At 48.5% G+C, this 22,600-nt stretch carries 16 protein-coding genes; 13 read left to right on the forward strand and 3 right to left on the reverse strand.

Going from position 1 to position 22,600, the window contains the following annotated elements:
* Positions 1 to 308: 308 nt before the first annotated feature.
* Both GCU39_RS01560 and GCU39_RS01565 read right to left on the reverse strand, forming a co-directional pair.
* The gene (locus GCU39_RS01560; RefSeq protein ID WP_152391894.1) at positions 309 to 2,057 is read right to left on the reverse strand and encodes a SulP family inorganic anion transporter; all 1,749 of its coding nucleotides are present in this window, start codon (positions 2,055 to 2,057) and stop codon (positions 309 to 311) included.
* A gap of 181 nt (positions 2,058 to 2,238) precedes the next feature.
* Entirely contained in the window at positions 2,239 to 2,565 is a 327-nt protein-coding gene (locus GCU39_RS01565) for an ArsR/SmtB family transcription factor (protein ID WP_152391895.1), read from the reverse strand.
* Between the two features lie 109 nt (positions 2,566 to 2,674).
* Here GCU39_RS01565 and GCU39_RS01570 point away from each other — a divergent pair, with 109 nt between their 5' ends.
* The 12 genes from GCU39_RS01570 (at position 2,675) to GCU39_RS01615 (ending at position 18,173) form a co-directional block, all read left to right on the forward strand.
* Positions 2,675 to 3,232 carry an SLOG family protein gene (locus tag GCU39_RS01570; protein WP_152391896.1) on the forward strand — a complete coding sequence of 186 codons (558 nt, stop codon included), beginning with the start codon at positions 2,675 to 2,677 and terminating at the stop codon, positions 3,230 to 3,232.
* 136 nt (positions 3,233 to 3,368) lie between these two features.
* Entirely contained in the window at positions 3,369 to 4,919 is a 1,551-nt protein-coding gene (locus GCU39_RS01575; RefSeq protein ID WP_152391897.1) for a helix-turn-helix domain-containing protein, read from the forward strand.
* A complete protein-coding gene (locus GCU39_RS01580) occupies positions 4,916 to 6,619 on the forward strand; it encodes a sensor histidine kinase (protein ID WP_152391898.1) in 1,704 nt (567 codons plus the stop codon). The genes GCU39_RS01575 and GCU39_RS01580 overlap by 4 nt, the downstream gene beginning before the upstream one ends.
* Positions 6,620 to 6,824: 205 nt before the next feature.
* Positions 6,825 to 7,754: an ABC transporter permease gene (locus tag GCU39_RS01585; RefSeq protein WP_227793404.1), complete on the forward strand. Its 930-nt coding sequence runs from the start codon at positions 6,825 to 6,827 to the stop codon at positions 7,752 to 7,754.
* A 30-nt stretch (positions 7,755 to 7,784) separates the two neighbouring features.
* On the forward strand, positions 7,785 to 8,681 hold the full coding sequence (locus GCU39_RS01590) for a carbohydrate ABC transporter permease (protein ID WP_152391900.1): 897 nt from the start codon (positions 7,785 to 7,787) through the stop codon (positions 8,679 to 8,681).
* A 38-nt stretch (positions 8,682 to 8,719) separates the two neighbouring features.
* Positions 8,720 to 10,306, forward strand: a complete 1,587-nt coding sequence (locus GCU39_RS01595) for an extracellular solute-binding protein (protein ID WP_152391901.1) — start codon at positions 8,720 to 8,722, stop codon at positions 10,304 to 10,306.
* Between the two features lie 46 nt (positions 10,307 to 10,352).
* Positions 10,353 to 12,785, forward strand: a complete 2,433-nt coding sequence (locus GCU39_RS01600) for a hypothetical protein (RefSeq protein ID WP_193726725.1) — start codon at positions 10,353 to 10,355, stop codon at positions 12,783 to 12,785.
* Between the two features lie 108 nt (positions 12,786 to 12,893).
* Entirely contained in the window at positions 12,894 to 13,040 is a 147-nt protein-coding gene (locus GCU39_RS31320; RefSeq protein ID WP_193726726.1) for a hypothetical protein, read from the forward strand.
* A gap of 6 nt (positions 13,041 to 13,046) precedes the next feature.
* Entirely contained in the window at positions 13,047 to 15,182 is a 2,136-nt protein-coding gene (locus GCU39_RS01605) for an alpha-galactosidase (protein ID WP_152391903.1), read from the forward strand.
* 183 nt (positions 15,183 to 15,365) lie between these two features.
* Positions 15,366 to 15,494, forward strand: a complete 129-nt coding sequence (locus tag GCU39_RS32180; RefSeq protein ID WP_265333438.1) for a hypothetical protein — start codon at positions 15,366 to 15,368, stop codon at positions 15,492 to 15,494.
* A gap of 42 nt (positions 15,495 to 15,536) precedes the next feature.
* Positions 15,537 to 16,028 (forward strand): type 2 periplasmic-binding domain-containing protein, encoded by a 492-nt coding sequence (locus tag GCU39_RS01610; RefSeq protein WP_227793405.1) that lies wholly within the window; start codon positions 15,537 to 15,539, stop codon positions 16,026 to 16,028.
* Between the two features lie 39 nt (positions 16,029 to 16,067).
* Positions 16,068 to 18,173 (forward strand): alpha-galactosidase, encoded by a 2,106-nt coding sequence (locus GCU39_RS01615; protein WP_152391904.1) that lies wholly within the window; start codon positions 16,068 to 16,070, stop codon positions 18,171 to 18,173.
* A 37-nt stretch (positions 18,174 to 18,210) separates the two neighbouring features.
* Here the strand turns inward: GCU39_RS01615 and GCU39_RS01620 are convergent, their stop codons facing one another.
* Positions 18,211 to 19,104, reverse strand: a complete 894-nt coding sequence (locus GCU39_RS01620) for an AraC family transcriptional regulator (RefSeq protein WP_152391905.1) — start codon at positions 19,102 to 19,104, stop codon at positions 18,211 to 18,213.
* A gap of 164 nt (positions 19,105 to 19,268) precedes the next feature.
* Here GCU39_RS01620 and GCU39_RS01625 point away from each other — a divergent pair, with 164 nt between their 5' ends.
* The gene (locus GCU39_RS01625) at positions 19,269 to 22,598 is read left to right on the forward strand and encodes a DUF5107 domain-containing protein (RefSeq protein WP_152391906.1); all 3,330 of its coding nucleotides are present in this window, start codon (positions 19,269 to 19,271) and stop codon (positions 22,596 to 22,598) included.
* The last annotated feature ends 2 nt before the right edge of the window (positions 22,599 to 22,600 follow it).

Genomic DNA, 22,600 nt, shown 5'->3' on the forward strand with positions numbered 1-22,600 from the left:
GCATCCAAATAAAAATGGAATCATCGCTCTTGTACGCGTGATTCCATTTTTGTTTATGTTTGTTCTGTTGTTTGGCGAGTGCTTCGTGAAGTGTTGGCGTGGTACGCACGATAGGTTGAATCCCGTTCCATGTTCCTCTGCTGCGGGCAGGATCATATTTTCCTTCCCGGATTGCTTTGTCTCTGCATTTTCTCGATTTCGTTGCTCCCATGGTTAGTAGAGCCTCCTTGATTGTTGATTTCACTATCACCTATTGTACGCAGAAAAGCGATATAAGTTGCAATCAAGGGTTTTTGCATGGAAGGATGCTAGTCACACTGCGCTTTCTCCATCACATGCTGCGAATGAGAAGGGAGTGCTAACTTAGCGCATTCTCGGAATGCGAAATGCTCACATCCTAGGCACTTGTTGTAATTCAGCTGGCTTAATCCGAAGGCAATCGCTTCTCCGGTATGGTCGAAGAAGTGCTCTGCACCGATCTGCTCGTCGAGTCCAGTTTTACTTAGATACATGCGTGGCTGATGCCGCAGGCCTGAGATCAGCACGATCACGCCGGAATTGTGGCAGTGCCTGACGATCTTGGACAGGATGGCCTCACCGGTTGCATCGATGAAAGGGACGCGGCCCATACGGAGCAGCACGATTCTCGGATGCAAGTGCATCGTATCGAGAATGGATCGTTCGAACGGATCGGCCGCACCGAAAAATAGCGGACCTTCGATCGAATAGATGCTGATTTGGGGACAATCATGCCCCGCTTTAACCATATACGGCTTGACTTTCTGATTCTTCATCGAGGGATCGGGTAGCACTTTCGTAACCGTAAGCATATCCCGCATTCGTTTCATGAAAATGAGGACGGCGAGGACCAAACCGACTTCTACCGCTGTTGTCAGGTTCGTGAACACCGTTAGAAGAAACGTAACGACCAGGATGATCGAATCACTCGATTTCGTTCGTAGGATATGGAGAAATTCCTTTCGCTCACTCATATTCCATGCTACAACCATGAGAATCGGCGCCATACTGGCGAGCGGAATCGAAGAAGCCAGCGGTGCAAGCAGGACTAAGACCAGTAGAACAACAACCCCGTGAACCATGCCTGAGACAGGGGAGGCAGCGCCGTTCTTAATGTTCGTCGCTGTGCGGGCAATCGCACCGGTTGCAGGAATTCCTCCGAAGAGTGGTGCCACGATGTTGGCGATTCCTTGCCCGATCAGCTCTCGGTTGCTATGATGCCTGCTTCCGGTCATGCCATCGGCGACGACGGCAGACAACAGCGATTCAATGCCTCCTAGCATTGCGATTACGAATGCAGCTGGAAGAAGCTGAATGATCGTATCCAGTGTAACATGCGGTAAGGTGAGCGTAGGCAGCGTGCTCGGAATTGCACCGTAGGTTGAGCCGATTGTCGCTACCTTTCCATTGAACAGCCATGACGCAGCAATACTCGAACAGAGGAGTCCGATGAGAGAAGCTGGGATGTTCGGGAAACGTCTAGGAAGCCAGAGTAAGATGGCCAGACAGAAGACGGCCGTCAGGATACTATACATATTCCAAGTTGGGAGATGGACCGCGATTTCCTTCATATTCAGCCAGAAGTATTCATGGCTTTTCATTTCCCGCAGTCCCATGAAGTTCGCGATTTGGCCGGAAAAGATGATGACGGCGATTCCGGAGGTAAACCCGATCGTTACTGGCCTTGGAATGAATTGGACGAGAACCCCTAGCCTGAAGATCCCCATCAATACGAGAATAACCCCTGCCATGATCCCGGCGAGGAGCAGCTTTTCGAATCCAAATTGTAATACGATACCTAATAGAATCGGAACGAAGGCGCCGGTAGGTCCGCCGATCTGGAATTTGGACCCGCCGAACAATGAGATCAGGAAACCCGCCACGATCGTTGTATAAATGCCATATTGAGGTTTCACGCCGGAAGCGATCGCGAACGACATCGCAAGCGGAATGGCGACGACACCGACGATCAGACCTGCAATGAGATCCCGGCGTAACGCGAGCCAATTGTATCCTTCAAATCTACCTGACCATTTCATAAGAACCCTTCTTTTTTCATAAGTTTCATATATTTGATTATTTGAATATATGGGGAATATACACCCGTCATTCCGTATTTGTCAATCGACATTTGCGCACAGGTCGTCCGGCGTCAGAGCATTCACTCCATAAAAAAACAAGGCATCTTCCCGGCTGGAAGTCCCTTGTTTTCGAATGGCTTTATTCGTTCCGTATGTTCTCCAGCAGCGAGATCGCATCCACCAGATGATTATCGAAGATCTGTTTGGCAACGCCAAGCAGGTCTTTGATGAGCGGATCACGAAGCGAATAGATGACGGAAGTTCCCTCTTTGGTTCCGCTAACGACATTCTTGTTGCGAAGCACGGCCAATTGCTGGGATACGGCCGAACCGTCACTTCCTAATATCGTCTGCAGTTCATTGACGGTGCGCTCTCCATCGGACAATACCTCTAGGATACGAATGCGCATGGGATGCGCCAGCGCTTTGAAGAAATCGGCTTTGAATTGCTGAATGTCAAGATTCATGGATCTATTCCCCTTAATATTTGAAGCTTTGAACATTTTCGACTATCATACCACATATAAGAAGTCCTTTGTAAAACAACCTATGCGAATGAATAAGAAGGAGCCATGTATGAAAAATCTGCTAGTCACAGGGTACCGCGCGCATGAGCTGCAAATTTTTAACCAAAAGCATGCCTTGATCAAGTATATTCAGAAAGCGATCGAGAATCGGCTGAGACCGTTGCTCGACGAAGGGCTGGAATGGATGATTACGCCAGGGCAATACGGGGTGGACCTGTGGGCCGTCGAAGTCGGCATCGCGCTCAAGGCGGAATATCCGAATTTCAGAATATCGATTATGACGGCTTACGCGAATCCGGATGAGAAGTGGAAAGAGGACAAGCAGGAGTATTACCAGAAGCTGCTGCGAGGCGTAGATTACTTCGCATCGGTAAGCAAGGAGCCTTATAGCGGGGGCTGGCAGCTTCGTGCAAGGGACGATCTGCTCTTTCGTAAGACCGACGGCATTCTGATGTTCTACGATGAAGAAGTGGCGGAAGGCAGCCCGAAATTCTATAAGGAGCGCGCAGTAAAGAAGCAGATGAATGAAGATTACCGGATCATCGGCATCTCTTCGGAGGAAATCCAGAATATTGCGGAAGAGGAGAATCTCAGGTACATCGATTGATGCACGTGAGATTCTCTTTTTTTTGCAAGGGTAATCGATGTCGGTGCGGGGAGGCACCGTTAGTCTTCAACTTTTTTCCGGTTTGTGGTAGATTCATTTTGTGGAAATGAATCCTGGTGGAAGGCGGTGAGGTACGATGTTAAAAATGCTTGTCGTCGATGATGATAAGTTCGAACGGGATGGAGTGAAGTTTCTCGTCGATAAATACGGATTGAATTTGGAGATCTTTGAAGCTGACAGCGGGGAAAGCGCCCTCTTATTTATCGAAGGCCATGAGATTGACATCTTGCTCTCCGACATCAGGATGAATGGGATGGACGGATTACAGCTTGCAGAGAAGGTTCGTGAGCTTGGTAAACCTATTAAAATGATGTTTATGAGCGCCTATGGTGAGTTCGAATATGCACGAAGGGCAATTGATTTGAAGGCGATTCATTATATTTTAAAGCCAGTAGAGGTTAGTGAATTTATTAAGAGTATGACCGAGGTCATCCGGCTATGCGAGGAAGCTCAGAAATTGAAGGTTCAGCAGGAAAGGCTGGAAGTGGTTTATTTGAACGAAGTCAGATACGAAAAGCAGAAGCAATTGACCGACATCATATTCAACAAGACCGATGTGACGGAGATAGAACTAGATCTGAAGGTGCCTTTCAGTGGGGATGGTCGTTATCCTTATATGCGGATGCTGATGCTGGATTCTCGTAAGCGCTTTTTTGATCGGCTTGATTTTGACTTCGACAGGCAGCTCGGGGAATTAATACATCGGAACGTCGATTTTATTCATTTAAATGAATTCCAAGGATTGTTGCTCTTGGCAACCTTACCCGATGAACCGTTGGAAGCTATAACGGAGCTCGGCCAGCGTTTAATCCAGATATTCAAAGAGTTGTTCGGAAGCGATATCTGTGTTGTCGTCAGCAAGTTGGTGGACGATGCGAATCAGCTCTACCAAGAATTTCATGAGATGGAAACGATGCTGGAAAATAAATTTTTTTTCGATGAGGGTACGGTATTGCTGGCAAACCGCAAGTCATATGTTGTGAGTGATATGACTGCAGTCGTGAATGATGTGCTAAAGGAGTTAATGCAGAATATCAAGCACAACCGATATGATATCGCGCAGCTGCATGTCGAGCAATTATTTGACGTTTTGCAAAACAGAGAGCATTTTACAGTTACCTATGTCAAATATGTGTGCACCGAAATTGTCAAAACCATATTCAATGCCCCTGAGAAAAGGGATAGCGATAGATTCAAGCTGAATTTGGAAGAAATATATAAAACAGTGAAGCTGAGTGATTTACGAGAATTAGTATTGCGCATTTTGAAGGTCAACGAGTCTTACAGCGAAACCAATGTCGAAGCGCTGCCCAGAGCGATCGAAGAAGTCGTCCGAATGATCGAGAGCGAATATCAGACAGACTTGTCGCTCGAGTTATTGGCGAAGCGGGTTTATTTATCGCCTAGTTATTTGAGCCACTTATTCAAGAAGCAGAAAGGAATAAGTATTAATAAGTATATGACCTTGCATCGAATGGAAAAGGCGAAGGAGCTGCTTATCACAACAAACCGTAAAATTATCGATATCGGACAAGATGTTGGTTATAGTAACTTTCCATACTTCAGCTCGTTATTCAAAAATCATTTCGGGCGAACGCCTTCTCAATTCAGAGAAGAGACATCATGATGAGACAGCTGGTTTACGGACTGTTTAATCGTTTGAGGTTTAATCAGAAGCTATTTCTGTCCTACTTAATCGTTATTATCATCCCAATTATGGTACTTGGGATATATGCGTACAATCAATCCAAGGAAATGCTCAATCTGCAGGGGTTGCAGGGGATCGATAAGAATGTGAACACGGTTACGGAGAGCATAGACAAATCGATTGAACGCTATAACCATATGGTTCGATCGATTGTATACAATAAGATGTTTCAGAAGATCGTAACGAATGATTATATCGATTTAGTCAATCTTTCGCGAGATTTGAAATATTACTTAGATCCATACTTCATCATGTTGATGAACCTTGACAAGGATATTCAGAAAGTAACCTTTTACACACAAAGCAGAGTACCGGAATTCGGTGATTCCGTCGTTTCGTACAAACGGGTTGCTGAAGAACCTTGGTATCACGAAGCGATGAAGGGCATCGATCCACTGTGGCAATATGAAGATAACACGCTGTTCGTAACCTATAAATTCCCGAGCATGATCAAGGAATCCAACGCTAATTTCGTCTACATGCGAATTGATGAGGGCAGCTTCTTTAGGAATATTACCGATCTAGCGCAAGAGTATGGTGTTATCATCTCGGACAGTAATAACCGGATTGTCTACGCGAATCAAAGTGCTATGTTGACCGCAGTTGATTCCAAGGAAATCATACAACTCCATGAGGGAACGATAAACGTCGGTCAGACCAAAATGATTCTTGTTAAGAAGAAGATTCCGCAGGCAAATTGGACGATCTATTGTTTCATTCCTACAGCGCATTTGTCCACGAACGCGGGTTCAATCATTAATGCGACATTCATCGTAATCCTTTCTTGCATTGTCAGCTTGTTGATCATTATTTCGATCTTTTCCAAGACGTTTATCAAACGAATATTCTCACTCAATGCGATTATGAAGCGGGTTGAATGGGGTGAATTGGATATACAGGTGCGGAGTGAGTCCAGGGATGAAATCGGAGAACTGACCAATCGGTTTGGTAAGATGCTGGGCAGACTTAATGAGCAGATCGATGAATCCTACCGAAGTAAAATTATTCAGAAGGAAGCGGAGCTTAAAGCACTGCAATCGCAGATCAACCCTCATTTCCTATACAATACCCTCTCGTTTATTAATTGGAAGGCCATCAAAAACGATGCGCCTGAAATTAGTCACGTGGTGACATCGATGTCGAAATTTTACCGGACAGCACTTAATAAAGGCGACAATATTATTACAGTCCGCGATGAATTGGAGAATATCAAATCATATATTGAGATCATTCAGGTGATGGGCGAGTATAGTTTTGATGTCGAGTATACGATCAACGATGAGGTTTACGATTATTCAACCATTAATCTCATTCTTCAACCGCTTGTAGAAAATGCGATCAAACATGGCATCAAACAAAAGGAGACGGGGAAGGGCCTTCTGCATGTTAGAGCCTGGTTAGAAAAAGGGACGGTCAATTTTGCGATCGAAGACAACGGTCCAGGGATGGAACAAGAAACGATCGATATGCTTCTAACGATGCAATCAGCCGGCTATGGTCTCAAGAATGTCAACGAGCGGCTGAAGCTGCGATTCGGAGCTAAATACGGCATCTCGGTCCAGAGCCGACTTGGAGTTGGTACCGTGTTGACCCTCGTTATTCCGCAAAATTTTGAGTAGTTGCGCATCATGAATAACATCATTTCGATATTCAATTTCACCCGCCGGTTAGCCGGACGGGTTTTTTTAACTTCGTAAAAAACTGAATCATTTCTAAAATATTTGATAATTAAATAGTAAGTTCTCTATGATATAGTTTGATTGTCAATAAGGAAGCGCTTACAGAAAGGAGGAGAATGGGGCGATGAACAACCAAATGGTGTCAATGAGCTCGAGACGTGCACGTAGCGTAGAAAAGAAAAAGAAGATCAAGCAGTACCGTGTGTTGTTGATCATGTTAATACCAGCGATGATCTACTACATTATTTTTCATTATCTCCCGATGTATGGCGTGCTGTTGGCATTCAAAGATTTTAAAATTACAGAGGGCATTTTAGGTAGTCCTTGGGCAGGGCTTCGTCATTTCGAGAAGATTATGAACGACACCTACTTTTTTACGGTATTGAAAAATACGATTATTATCAGTTTATACAAGCTAGTGTTTGGTTTTCCAGTACCCATCATTTTCGCGTTGTTGCTGAGTGAAATTTCCAATGTGAAATTTAAGAAGATGGTACAGACGGTATCGTATTTACCGCATTTTATATCGTGGGTTGTCCTGGCGGGGATTTTCTTTACCTTATTTTCACTAGATGGTCCGATCAACGGCATTGTCAAAATGTTTGGCGGCGATCCGATGTTATTCTTGGCGGACGATCGATACTTCCGAACCATCCTGGTGGTGACGAGTATTTTCCAAGGCTTTGGTTGGGGTTCGATTATCTACTTCGCAGCCATTTCGAGCATTGATCCACAGTTGTACGAAGCGGCAGTACTTGACGGAGCAAGCCGGTTCAAACGGATGGTCTATATATCGATCCCGATGCTTGCCCCCGTTATCGCGATTATGTTGATTTTATCCATGTCCGGTATACTGGATGCGGGATTCGATCAAATCTTCAATATGTATAATGTCAAAGTCTATAATGTCTCGGATATTATCGATACCTATGTGTACCGTAAAGGCTTAATTGAGATGAACTATAGTTATGCGACGGCCGTTGGGTTGTTCAAATCCGTGGTAGCATTGATCCTGATCGTGATTGTGAATCAGACGGTCAAATGGATTGGCGGCAAGGAGCATGCCATATGGTAGCTTGGCCTGGTTGGACGAAGGAGTGAGAAGATGATTAACGTAAAAAAATCAACGGGTGACAAAATTATCGATGGCTTTCTATATCTCATTCTGCTAGGTATTGTCGTGATCACGTTGTACCCCTTCTGGACGCAGGTCATTATTTCATTAGACGGTGGAGGAGCTGACAGTGCTGCCTATTCATCAGGGATCATATTGCTCCCGACGCAGTTCTCGTTCGAGAGCTATAAGTTGGCTTTCAAGTTCGATGCGCTCTGGCTCGGATATTGGAATACGATTCTGCGGACAATGCTCGGTGTTATCCTGTCTATATTTTTCACATCGATTACGGCTTACCCGTTAGCTAAAAGAGATTTGCCCTTCAATCGAACGTTTACAAGCTTCGTTTTGTTCACGATGTTATTTGCCGGGGGCACGATTCCTTCCTACTTGCTAATCAAAGAACTGCAATTGCTGAATACGATTTGGTCGCTTGTTATTCCAGGGATGATTAGTGCGTTTAACGTGTTGATTATGCGCAACTTCTTCCGGTCGATTCCTGAAGAACTGGAAGACTCGGCTCGGGTGGATGGGGCAGGTTATGTGCGAATATTTACGCAGATCGTCATCCCGATCTCGAAGCCGGTGCTTGCGACGATTGCCTTATGGGTAGGCGTAGGTCACTGGAATGCATGGTTTGACAGCTTGATCTACATTTCAGATCCGAATAAACAAGTGCTGCAAATTGTATTGCGGAAAATTATTATTCAGAACAGCATGGCGGACATCAACAGCGTCATTCAAAATATCGGAAAAACAACGGAGTTTTCAGGAAGACAGCTGCAGGCTACAGTGGTCATGTTCTCGATTATACCGATGCTCATCGTCTATCCGTTCATTCAGAAGTATTTTGTCAAAGGCGTTATGGTGGGTGCAGTAAAAGGGTAAACCCCTATTTTCATTTCAAATTAGAGAGGGATGGTCGAATGTTGAAAAAGCGCGTAATGTCTGGTTTGTTATCGGCAGTCATGTTGACGTCAGTCTTGGCGGGATGTGCATCATCCGAGAATGAGAAGAAACAATCGGAAGGGAACGGAGACGCACCACAATCCAAAATGAAATTGACGTTCTGGAATTTGGATGAAAATCAAACGGATCATTCGGTCGGTCTAGATGCCATAAAAAAGAAGTTCAATGTTGATCTGGATTTTACCGCAACCTCTAGGGAAGCTATGAAAGAGAAGTTGAACCTTCTCATTTCCTCGGGTGAGATTCCGGATTGGTGGAAAGAGCCGTCGTTCACCGAATATGATAAATTCCTCGAACAAGGCGTTGCAGCAGAAATTCCGCAAGCGTTAATTGAACAGAATATGCCGAAATATATGGCATGGCTCAAACGCTTTCTTGGCGATGACCCCTTTAAGTATATAAGAAGAGATGGAAAAATTTACGGATTACCTGTGATCTGGGATATAGGGATCGATGGGATTCAGCTCGCGTTCCGGGAAGATTGGTTGAAAAAAGTAGGGATTACGAAAACGCCGGAAACGCTAGAAGAGATGGAAGCTGCTCTGACGAAATTCCGAAACGATGATCCTGACGGGAATGGCCAGAAAGATACGTATGGCATGACTGCAGCGGGCGAAAATATCGAAAGCTTGTTCAGCTCTGTCTTTGGTGCATTCGACGCCTATCCGAATATATTCCGCGAGAAAGATGGTAAAGTCGTTCGTGGGGAAATTGAACCAGGCGCGAAGCAAGCGCTTGAGGTTTTAAACCGTTGGTATAAAAACGAATTGATTGACCCTGAGTTTGTCGTCAATAAGGGCTCGAACGTGGAAGATAAAGTCCTTACAGATAAAATCGGAGCTGTTGAGTTTTACTGGTGGTCATTTTTACCGGGGAATGCATTCCTAGGTGGAGAACAGTGGTACGACAAGTTGGCGAAGAAGCATCCAGGCTTTAACTTTGCAACCGTAGGCGGCATAAAGGGGCCGGATGGCAAATACGGCATATCGCAATACAACCCAGCCTATGCTTCTGGCGTCATGTTCGGCAAGCAGCTGGAAAATGATCATGACAAAATGATCAAATACATGCAAATCTTCGAAGCGACGCAATTCGATCCGGAAATCTATGAAAAAATGAACTTTGGAGAGAAAGGCGTTCACTGGAATAAGAGCGAGAAAGGAACGATTGAATTCATCCCGCCGTATACCGACGAGAAGGAACGCAAAAAAATTGGGATTGGAAGTTTCTCGATGGCTGGATCGTTCAATGATTACGATTTCCAAACAGCTTATACATCCGATGAAAACATGCGTCAATTAGCGAAAGATACCCGTGCTAAGGGGACGAGAAATATTGATATTTTAGCACCATTCAACAAGCCAATCTACAATGAAACACAAGATAAGTTGAATCAGTATACGCTGCAGACGTTTATCGATTTTATTACGGGTCGCAAGCCTCTGAGCGAATTTGATAGTTTTGTAGATGAATGGAGAAAAATGGGTGGAGATAAAGTGATAGACGAAGCACAAAAAGTTTATGATGAAAATTTGAAAAAGTAATCATAGGTATGGATCGCAGGGATTGGGGGATGGAACAGCTATGTACATGATTCAAGCTGGAGCTTTGACGATACACTTGAACGAAAAAGGTCAAATCATCGATTTGAATGATAGCAGCAATCATCATTATGCATCGTCAACATATACGAGCGCACTTATTCACACGGTTCATGAAGGGCGAGTGGAAGCACCTGCGAAAGTATCGTATCATCCGACAGAGTGTCTATTCACTTTCGAATTTACTGAAAGCGGTACGATTGTCGATGTGCTCGTGGAGGAAAGGTCACAGTATGCGACCTTTGAGATCCAAAGGATTACAGGTGATCAAGTGGACGCGATCCTGTGGGGGCCTTACCTGACGACAGTTACGGATTCGATCGGCGAATCGGTTGGCGTCGTGCATAACGGACAGTTCGCGATTGGTCTTCAGGCTTTGAACATTAAGACGATTGGCGGCTGGCCGATCGAGCTTGATCGATTGGAGGGTGTGCAGCAGAGTTATTCGGATAACCGGAACAATAAACCTGATCCTGACAACCATCAAGTATCGGACAATAAGTTCGAATATCATGTCTGCGCAGCGTGGCCGACGAGTGATGGAAGCATGCTGCAAGGCTATGCTCGAAATCGGTCGACAAGCGCACGTCGTCCCGCATGGAACTTACCGCTTGTGGATGTCGCATCCATACGCGGGGAAGATGCTGCAATCGTTGGATCACGCATTGCCTTATTCGGCTGCGAAGTTCAGCAAGTACTTGAGACAATCGAAGCAATTGAGCTTGGGGAAGGGTTGCCTCACCCGATGATCGAAGGAAAATGGGGCAAAGTATCCCCTGCAGCGAATCAATCCTATTTGATTACGGATTTCTCCGAAACTACGATCGTCGAAGCAGTACGTTATACCAAAATGGCCGGTCTAAAATATGTGTATCATCCCGATCCATTCAGCACGTGGGGACATTTCACACTAAAACCGAAGAGCTTCCCGAATGGAGACGAAGGATTAAAGTCAGCTGTCGCCTTGGCGGAAAGCGAGGGCGTTCATGTCGGCATTCATACCCTGACGAACTTTACGACTCGAAATGATGCGTATGTAACGCCAACGCCGGACGAAAGATTGCAATTGGCGGGCACGTCGCGGTTAGTTGCAACCGTGGAATTAGATGCAGATTGGATTGAGGTCGACGACCCGGCACCGTTTCAGGCGAAATTGTTCCGACAGACGGCACAACTCGGAAGTGAGCACATTGAATATCACGCTGTGACAGACAGTGCGCCTTGGAGACTGACTGGCGTTAAGCGGGGTGCCAATGGCACAACTGTTGCAGTGCATGAAGCAGGTACTACAATAGGTCGGCTGTGGGATCATCCGTACGATGTATTCTTCCCGAACATCGAACTGCAAGACGAATATTGCACACGGATCAGCGAGCTGTTCACGAAAACAGGGTTGAAGCAAATATCTTTCGATGGTCTGGAAGGCTGCTATGCAACAGGACATGATGATTACGGCGTGAATCGATTTGTGAAAATGTGTTATGACGGCTGGGGCGAGGAAGTCATTAATGATGCGAGCATTGTCGTTCCGAACTATTTGTGGCATGTATTCACAAGATTTAATTGGGGCGAGCCTTGGGGGGCTGCAACACGGGAGGGGCAGCTCGAATGGCGGCTTACGAACCAACGATATTTCGCGAGGAACTTCATTCCGTCGATGCTGGGCTGGTTCCTTGTTCGCTCGGCCTCGGATCAGTTCGAAGCGACAGCGCTCGACGAAATCGAATGGGTATTATCCAAGGCAGCAGGATTTAAGGCAGGCTTTGCAATCGTAGCCGATATGGCTGTGTTACAGCGTAACGGCAACATTTCATCGTTATTTGCGGCGGTGCGCGAGTGGGAGAGAGCGAGACAAGTGGGCGCGTTCACAGCAGAACAGCGGGAACGGCTGAAGAATCCGAAAGGCGATTGGCATTTGGAAGCTGTCGGTGAGGACGATTGGAGATTATATCCGGTTCATCTTTCGAAGCCACTCGTATGTAATCCGGCGGAACTGCAACCCGGTCAACCAGGGGGGGCGGACTGGTCATATTTTAACCGACATGCGGCTCAATCCCTAAAGTTCACGCTTCGTGTCATTCCATCGTATGGGAACGATGAAGCTTCTATTATTCGACCTACGTTCTATACGAACGGCGAATATATGACATTCGATACGGAAGTCTTCGCGAACCAATATCTTGTATGCGATAGCAGCAACAGCGGCAAAGTTTACGATCAGAACTGGAATCTACTGAAAACTGTAGCGGCTTCTGCCGATGCCCCAATCTTGCGGACGGGTGGGCAACAGCTATCTTTCAGCTGCAAGTTCGAAGGCGATCCGAAGCCTTTGGTCAGCGTCAAAGTGACGACTTGGGGCGAATGCGAAGAAGTAATCGTTGGAAGGCGACAAATGCATTGTCCGAATGAAGTTTCCCAATAAAAAAGAAGATTTGATAAACCGGGTCCCTATCGCCTGGATACTTAAAAAAGTGTCCAGGTGTGGGGGCCTTTCATTAGCGACAATTCGAGGATTGATCCCACAAATATCATGTTGCACCAAGGAAAACATCAGGCCTGCGTAGAATTCAGTACGCAACAGATGAGGGATGCTTACTTGGCGATTAGGATGCAAGACAATGATCAAGGTGCGATCCTTGATCAACTGACGATTGACATTACTCAGGAGAAGGGATGAATCACGATGTCGAGTACACAGTGGAATGCGATTTGCCCGAAATTGCCCGTTCAGGGTCCGGTAACCGAGGATTGGCTCGTGAATCCGGCGCCGTATCAAGCTGAGGTCTATCAAGGAGAGCATGAGCATGAACTCATCATGACGAATGGTCTCATTCGCCGCACATGGCGTCTTACACCCAACGCGGCGACGGTCGCATTCGACAACTTGATGACGCAGGAGACGCTTATTCGCGGCGTGAAACCAGAGGCCATGCTGTGGTTGAATGGCACGGAAATATCCGTAGGCGGTCTCGTCGGACAGCCGGACTATGCGTATTTGCAGAAGGAATGGGTGGATGGCTTAACGGCGGACCCGAATGCGTTTCAATTTACAAGCTACGAGGTCGGCGTGACGAAAGAGCGGTTCGCGTGGAAGCGGGTTTCCTATTCTTCGCAGAAAGCCGCCTGGCCGCCGCCTGGCGCGGCGCTGGATTTGCATTTCGCATCTTCGGAAGCGAAGTACGCGGGGCTCCGAGTGACCGTTCATTATGAAATGTATGACGGCATTCCCCTCATGGGCAAATGGCTCTCGATTCATAATGGCAGCGGCGAGCGCGTGAAGCTGGACACCTTCAAGAGTGAGATGCTGGCTGTGGTAGAGTGGGATTCGCCGGTGGAGACGCCGGACCGCTGGGAATACCCGAATCTGCATGTCGAGAGCGACTATGCGTTCCAAGGCATGGCACAGCGCAAGGCGAATCGGACGACGTACTGGGTGACGGATCCGCAGTATACGACGCAGATCAACTATGACTGCCAGACGCCAGCGCTGCTTGAGAGCAGGCCGCCGATCGGTCCGGATGCCTGGATTGAAGTTGGCGAAAGGTTCGAGACGTTCCGGACGTTCGAGCTGATTCAGGATAGTACGGATCGGGAGCGTAAAGGGCTTGCGCAGCGACAGATGTACCGCATCTTGGCACCTTGGACGATGGAGAACCCGATCTATCTGCATGTGAAGAGCATGGATCCCGTGGTGATTCTCGAGGCGATCGACCAATGTGCGGAAGTCGGGTTCGAGATGGTGATTCTGTCCTTCGGCAGCGGGCTCGATATGGAGAATGAAGATCCGGCGTATATCGCAGGCCTGCGTGAACTTGCCGATTATGCGCACTGCCGCGGGATCGCCATTGGAGGCTACTCTTTGCTCGCAAGCCGTTCCATTAGTCCGGAACACGATGTCGTCAATCCGAACGGAGCGTACTATGTGCATTCTCCATGTCTCGAGAGCAAGTGGGGACAGGATTATTTCCGCAAACTGGAGACGTTCTTCGAGCAGACGGGCTTCGATATTCTGGAGCATGACGGATCGTATCCAGGGGATATTTGCGAATCGACCGAACATCCGGGACATCACGGACGCGAAGACTCCCAGTGGAAGCAATGGACGCGGATTTCGCAGTTCTATCAGTGGTGCCGAAGCCGCGGCGTGTACCTGAATGTACCGGACTGGTACTTCTTGACCGGGTCGAACAAGGCGGGGATGGGCTACCGTGAAGTGAACTGGGCGCTGCCAAGAGAAAGACAGATCGTGCTGGCGCGTCAGAACATTTACGATGGCACGTGGGAGAAGACGCCGAGTATGGGCTGGATGTTCGTGCCGCTCACGGAATACCATGGCGGTGGACCAGAGTCGACCTTGGAGCCGCTATCCGAGCATCTGGACGACTACAGCGCCCATATGATGAACAACTTCACTGCAGGGGTACAGGCGAGTTACCGCGGCTTCCGCTTATACGATACCGAAGAGACAAAGCAGGTTGTCAAGCATTGGGTCGATTTCTACAAGCAATATCGTGCGATTCTCGAATCGGACATCATTCACGTGCGAAGACCGTCTGGCCGCGACATTGATATCATGCTGCATGTGAATCCGGCGCTTGAGCAGAAGGGCATGGCGTTCGTCTATAACCCGCTTGATCAAGAGGTGAGCCAGACGATCGAGCTGCCGCTGTACTATACGGGATTGACGGAGCTTGCCTGCGTGCGAGAGCAGGGCGGCGAGGGTGCGGTCTACGCCTTGGACCGAGCATATCGCATTCAAGTCCAGGTGAAGGTCGCGGCGAAATCCTATACATGGTTTGTGATCGAGGAAGTGGAGTAGCAGAGAAAAATAAGCTGGCATAAAGGGAGGAAGTCCTGTTCATGCCAACTTTTTTCATGCCGGCTGAAACTTCGGCACATTGCGTTATCCATCGGGACATTGTTGCATGGAGTGAACGTGAGGTCTCCCTTATACTGATCGTAGGTAGGGCTAATCTAGCTACATAAGGAGGTAGACAATCGCATGAAATGCAGCAAGGAACAAACCGTACGATGGAGCAGTGAAGCAGCCGATGCTTATGTTGCGGATAACGGACGTATTTGGATTAAGGTCGACTTGGAGCGTGGCATATATGCTTGGGCGATCAGGTGATTGAAGATGCATTCGGCCGGGGCATTCATTGGACGATTCGGCATGAGTCTTCTACGATCCCGACGCTGGAGCAAAAGATTGGGACATGAAGGATGGGAAGCACGTTCCACGCCAAGAAGTGCTGATGCGTTTACGAAGGATTGGAATGAAGCTTCCAAGACGACAGGCATTCGCAAATGGACATGGATGATCAAGAACGGTCCAGGTTCGGACGGCACGCCTTACGATCTGATCGGACGCTACAAATCGGATCCAACGACGGATCTAGCGATCAAGAACTTGGCGGATACGGCTTACGATACGGCGCCTTACGACAATCTGGGTCCTGCAGGCGGTACGCCGGAAGCGATCATGGAGCAGAAGGTGGGCGAGACGATCAACAAGTATTATCTCAAAATGGCGCTCGCGCCGACAGAACAGCAAGTCACGGATATGTACAACCAGATGATGAAGGAAGTAGAAGCCGCAGGACTTGCAAAGCTTGAGAAGGTCTATAACGAGAACTATCAGGCGCGAGTGGAATTGTGGAAGTAAAGTGACATCACGAAATCATGGAGAGCAGGTGGATAGCTAGTGATTCAATATCAAGAACAGCATCGCATTTTCGCAATTCAGACCCAAGGATCTTCTTATGTATTCGGCATCAACGCGAAAGGAATTCTGCAGCATATGTATTGGGGCGCACCTGTAGACGTGGATGATTGCATTCCATTGCTTACGAACCGGTTCCATAGCTCCTTTGATATGGAGCTGGAACGGGAGATCGAAGAATACAACTTCTGGGGAGGACTCGTCTACAGCGAGCCTTCCTTGAAGGTGAACTGGCCCGATGGCGTACGCGACCTTTGCATGGATTATGCCGGACATCAGATTGTACAGCAGGATGGCAAAGAAACGTTGATCCTGACGATGAAGGACCGCGTCTATCCACTTGAGGTGCATTTGACGTATGCGGTTATCCCGGAATTTGATCTTATCGAGCGTTCTGCGCGCATCGTCAATACGGGTGAGCATGACATCGTCCTAGAGAGCATACAATCTGCGGCGTGGAGCCTTCCGACTTTACCCGATTATCGGTTAACGCATGTCACGGGTAAATGGTCGGGAGAATTCCAATTACGCAATACCGTCTTATCGGAAGGGAAAAAGGTACTTGAATCCCGCAGAGGCTTCACGGACGGCCATGCGAATCCATGGTTCGCCGTAGATGGCGGACAAGCAACGGAAGAACGAGGAAAAGTCTGGTTCGGTGCGCTGGCATGGAGCGGCAACTGGAAGATCACCGCGGAGAAATCATCATTCAACCAAGTTCGGGTAACCGGCGGAATCAATGATTTTGATAGTGAATGGATGCTTGGTCCGGGGGAGAGCTTCGAAACGCCGATGTTCGTCGGCGGGTATACGGAAGGCGGATTCGGCGAGATGAGCCGGCATCTCCATCATTATCAATACCAATATATTATTCCGAGCCAAGAGCCGCGGAAGGTATTGTATAACTCTTGGGAAGCGACTTATTTCGATGTGAATGCGAAGGATCAGATGGCGCTAGCTGAACGTGCAGCGAAGCTAGGCGTAGAGTTATTCGTCGTCGATGATGGCTGGTTCGGCGCACGGAACCATGATCGTGCGGGGCTCGGAGATTGGTTCGTGAATCAGGAGAAGTTCCCGAACGGATTGAATGAACTGATCGATAAGGTGCATGCGCTCGGTATGAAATTCGGGATCTGGGTTGAGCCGGAGTCCGTCAATCCGGACAGCGAGCTGTATCGTCAGCATCCGGATTGGGTGTATCACTTCCCAACACGAGGCCGGACGGAGCTGCGCAATCAGCTGCTGCTCAATATCTCGAAGCCGGAAGTGAAACAGTATATTCTAACGTTCATGATTGATTTGTTATCGAAGCATGATATTACGTTCATTAAATGGGATATGAACCGTACGATTACGGAGCCGGGCATGAAGGATCATCCGATCTACCGGCAGAAGGAAGTATGGATTCGTCATACGCAGACGCTCTATGAGATCTGGGCGGAACTACGCGAGAGGTTCCCGCATGTTGCCTTTGAGACATGCGCTGGCGGGGGCTCGCGCATTGACCTAGGTATCCTGCGTTATGCGGATCAATCATGGCCGAGCGATAACACAGATGCATTCGATCGTCTGAGCATTCAGGAAGGATTCTCGTATGTGTATCCACCGAAACTCATGACTTGTTGGGTGACGGAATCTCCGAGCGGCATGAATAAGCGAGTGACTTCGCTGGCGTATCGGTTCCATAGCGCCATGATGGGGACACTCGGAATCGGCTCGAACCTGAACGAATGGAGCGATGAGCTGATTGAGCAATCGGCTGCTTTCGTACAGCAGTACAAAGACATTCGTCCGGTCATTCAATACGGGCAGCAATATCGGCTGCCGGCGTTGAAGCAACAAGGCGTTACGGCTGTGCAATACGTGAGCCTGGACGGCTCGGAGAGCGTCCTCTTCGGGTTCCTGCATTCCCAGCGTCTCGGAGAACCGCTGCCGCGTCTTCGCCTGCAAGGGCTGCAAGCCGATCAATCCTACCGGATCGATCAGCTCGAAGCCACATGGACGGGCCGGGCGCTGATGAATATTGGCATCGAGCTGCCACTGCGCGGCGATTTCGATAGTCTGATGTACCGTATACAGCGAGTCTAAGCTGGAATTATCATAGATTTTTTCTTCGTTAGGGAAGTTATCCCTTCCGCGTATCTCGGTATGTGGAAGGGGACTTCCCTATTATTTTTTTGAAAATGCGAGAGAAGTAGTAAGGGTCCTGGAAGCTGAGCTGATGGCTGATTTCCTTGATGCTCTGATCTGTCAGATCAAGATATTGGCACGCCCGCTGGATCTTGAGCCGCAGAAAGTAATCGATGGGCGAGTAGCCCGTCGCTTCCTTGAACCGTACCGAATAATGAGGCACAGACAGCTTCGCTTGCTCTGCCAGCTCTTGCAGCGTAATCTGCTGCTCGATATGCGCGCTCATATATCGCAGGGATTCCTCCATATCTTGTTGGTTCTGCCGTGACTTCGGGACTCTCAGCTGCTGCTGTGAGAAGCGAATAATTGCAGCGAGATGGCAGGCCAATTGCGAGACATAAATAATATGATTTAACGAGTATCCTTTCTCTAGCAGTTCATAGGATTCATGGAATAGCGCAATGATTTGCGTCGATTTCTCGACCGAAACTTGCGATGGCGCTGAGAATGGATCGATTCCATCGAAGAACGCAGGCGCATGCTCGCCACGCAGATGAAACCAATAAATAGTCCATGGATGGGATTCGGATGACCCGTAGGCATGGGGCGTATTCGCCGGAATGACGACGATCGATCCTTTATGCATGGGATGCAGTTTATTCTGATTGAACCGAACCCAGCCTTCACCAGCGATGCAATACATGACAATGTAGGATGGGCTGCCTTCGGGACGCTCGCGATAGTGATGCAGCGCTTGTGGGAAGTAGCCGATGTCAGTGATATACAGCGACCGGATCAGCGGATGCGCTGCATATTCCGCCAGAATATGTTCCGGCAGAACGATTAATTTTTGCGACTGGAAGCCGTCTTGTTTTTTGATCGTATCCATGCTTCTACTATGCTTATTCCTATCCGGAATGTCAATTCGGATAACGAGTATAAAATCATAATATAATCCATCATTATCCTGTTATCGTGAATGGTGTTCGCAGCCGGAAGCTCGTAAGATGGGGGTATCAACAGACAACGAGTATCTTAGGAGGTTGACAGACCATGACAACGTTAGTCGAGCATGTGAAAGTATGGGAAGAGACGGTGGACATCCCGACGTATGAAGTAGGGGAGCCAGACAAAAATCCGATGTTCCTCGAGAAGCGGGTCTATCAAGGGAGCTCGGGCCGGGTCTATCCGAATCCGGTCATCGACAAAATTTACGATGATAAAGTGATGAAGCCGTATCAAGTGGTGTTCCTCGAGAACGAATACGTTCAGATTCAGATCATGCCGCAAGTTGGGGGCCGCGTCTACCGCGCGATCGACAAGACGAATCAATATGATTTCGTCTATCACAACCAAGTGATTAAGCCCGCATTGGTCGGCCTGACGGGTCCTTGGATCTCGGGCGGCATCGAGTTCAACTGGCCGCAGCATCATCGCCCGAATACGTTCGGTCCGGTGGAATATCGCATCGAGGAGAATGCGGACGGGAGCAAGACGGTATGGGTCGGCGAAATCGACCGGATGTACGGGACGAAGGTGACGACCGGATTTACACTGCATCCTGGCAAGGCGTATCTTGAGATCCACGCGCAAATGTACAACCGCACATCCGAGCCGCAGACCTTCCTCTGGTGGGCCAATCCTGCGGTAGCTGTTCATGATCATACGCAATCGGTCTTCCCGCCGGATGTGCATGCGGTATTTGATCATGGCAAACGCGACGTATCGAAATTCCCGATAGCGACGGGAACGTACTATAAGATGGATTATTCCGAAGGGGTCGACATCTCCAAATATTCGAACATCCCTGTGCCGACTTCGTACATGGCGTACCATTCCGACTACAATTTTGTCGGCGGTTACGATCACAGTCTTGAGGCAGGCATTCTACACATTGCGAATAAGCATGTCTCGCCGGGCAAAAAGCAATGGACTTGGGGAAATGGTGAGTTCGGACAGGCATGGGATCGCAACTTGACGGACGAGGACGGCCCGTATATTGAATTGATGACCGGTGTATACACCGATAATCAGCCGGACTTCACATGGCTTCAGCCGTATGAAGAGAAGAGCTTCAAGCAATATTTCATGCCTTACAAGCGCGTTGGCATGGTGAAGAATGCGTCCATCGATGCTGCGGTGAATTTGGAAGTGGCGGGGCAGTCGATCACGGCTCATGCCTATGCGACATCGGTCTTCGAGGATGCGCACGTTCGGCTTAGCAGCGCACGGGTCACGTACGTTGACAAGACGATAACTCTGTCGCCGACGTCAACCTTCACCATCACGGTGGAGTTGGATCCGGAAGATCGCGAGGAAGATCTCGTGCTAGCGGTATTCACGGCAAGCGGAAGAGAACTCATCTCGTATCAGCCAAGGCCAAAGAAAGTCGAACAGACGCCGGATCCGGCCAAGGCCATCGGTGAACCGGAGGAATTAACCAATACGGAAGCGCTCTATCTCGCAGGGCTGCATCTGGAGCAGTATCGTCATGCGACGTATGAGCCGGATGCCTACTATCTGGAAGGGCTTCGTCGTGACCCGGGAGATATTCGACTCAACAACGCCTATGGCCAGTTGCTATTACGGCGAGGACTGCTTGAACAGAGTGAAGCTTATTTTAGGAAGGCGATCGAGACGTTGACGCGGCATAATGCCAGACCGTATGACAGCGAGCCTTTCTATAACCTCGGGAAAACACTCAAGCTGCAAGGGCGGCTTGACGAAGCCTTTGGCGCATTCTACAAATCGGTGTGGTCGGCAGCGTGGCAGGCGGCAGGATACTTTGCACTTGCGCAAATTGCCTGCGAGAAAGAGGCGTATGAGGAAGCGTTGGAATTGCTGGAGCGTTCATTATGCATGCAAATGCGGAACTATAAAGCCCGCAATCTGAGGAGCTTAGTGTTACGTAAGCTGAACCGACTCGAAGAAGCAGCACAGTATACGGAGGAGACCATCGCATTGGATCCGATCGAGTTCGGATCTCGGAATGAACGAATTCTGATCTATGAACAGGCTGGCGATGCAGTGAATGCGGCGAAATGTTTCGAAGCGTTGGAAGGACTGATGCGAGGCAATGCCCATAGCTATATTGCGCTGGCACAAGATTACGCCGATGCTGGGCAATATGTGGACGCGCTTGCTGTGCTCGATCGTATTGCTTCACGCTCGGCGGGTCACGTGTACCCGATGATTCACTACTACCAAGGGTTCTACAGCATGAAGCTTGGACGTGCCGATGATTGTGACGCTTTCTATCAGCAGGCTGAGGCGTCGGATCCAACCTATTGCTTCCCGAACACCGTGCAGGATTACATCATGCTGAAGCATGCAGCTAATGCACGTGAGAACGATTCGAAGGCCCCGTATTATCTCGGCAATTTGCTCTATGACAAGAAGCGTCACGGGGAAGCCGTTGCTTATTGGGAGCGGTCCATACAGCTGAATGATGAATTCGCTACGGCGCATCGCAATCTTGCGCTTGCCTACTTCAACAAACGAGGGAGTGCGGCGGCTGCGTTAGAATCGTTGGAGAGAGCATTCACGTTGAATACCGCGGATGCACGCGTCTATTATGAGCTGGATCAGCTCTACAAGAAGCTTGCGTATACACCAGAACAGCGACTAAGTATGATGGAGAAGTATATCGCCTTGGTTCAAATGCGCGATGATCTCTATCTGGAATATATTACGCTCTACAATTTACAGGGCCGTCATGAGGAAGCGATCGGGCTGATCTTGAATCGGCATTTCCATCCATGGGAAGGCGGCGAAGGGAAAGTTCCGGCTCAATATGTTACGGCCCGCGTGGAATGGGCGAAGAAGCTGCTGCAAGAGGGACGAAGCCAAGAGGCGATCGATCAATTGCTGCTGGCGAAGCAATATCCGCTGAACATTAACGAAGGCAAGTTGGAAGGTGCGCAGGAGAACAATATTCATTACTATTTAGGGTTCGCGCATCAACAGCTGGGAGAACAAGATATCGCTCAGCAGTATTTGGAGCTCGCTTCGAGAGGGTTGGATGAGCCGACGAGCGCGATTTATTATAACGACCAACCGCCGCACATGATTTTCTATCAAGGGGTTGCTTGGCGGCAATTGGGGAATGAGAGAGCGGCGCGCAGCCGATTCAACAAATTGATCGACTTCGGTGAGCAGCATCTATTCATCGAGCAGAAAATCGACTATTTTGCCGTCTCGCTGCCAGATTTTCTCGTGTTCGAAGAAGATTTGAACAAGAAGAACCGTATCCATTGTCATTATATGATAGGGCTCGGCCATCTGGGGCTCGGCAATCAAGAGGAAGCGAAGAAGAACTTCCAGCAAGCGCTGGCACTCGATCCGATCCATCAAGGCGCGATGATTCATCTGGCGCTGGTGTAGAG

It is taken from the genome of Paenibacillus guangzhouensis (assembly GCF_009363075.1).
GTDB classification, from domain to species: Bacteria; Bacillota; Bacilli; order Paenibacillales; family Paenibacillaceae; genus Paenibacillus_K; species Paenibacillus_K guangzhouensis.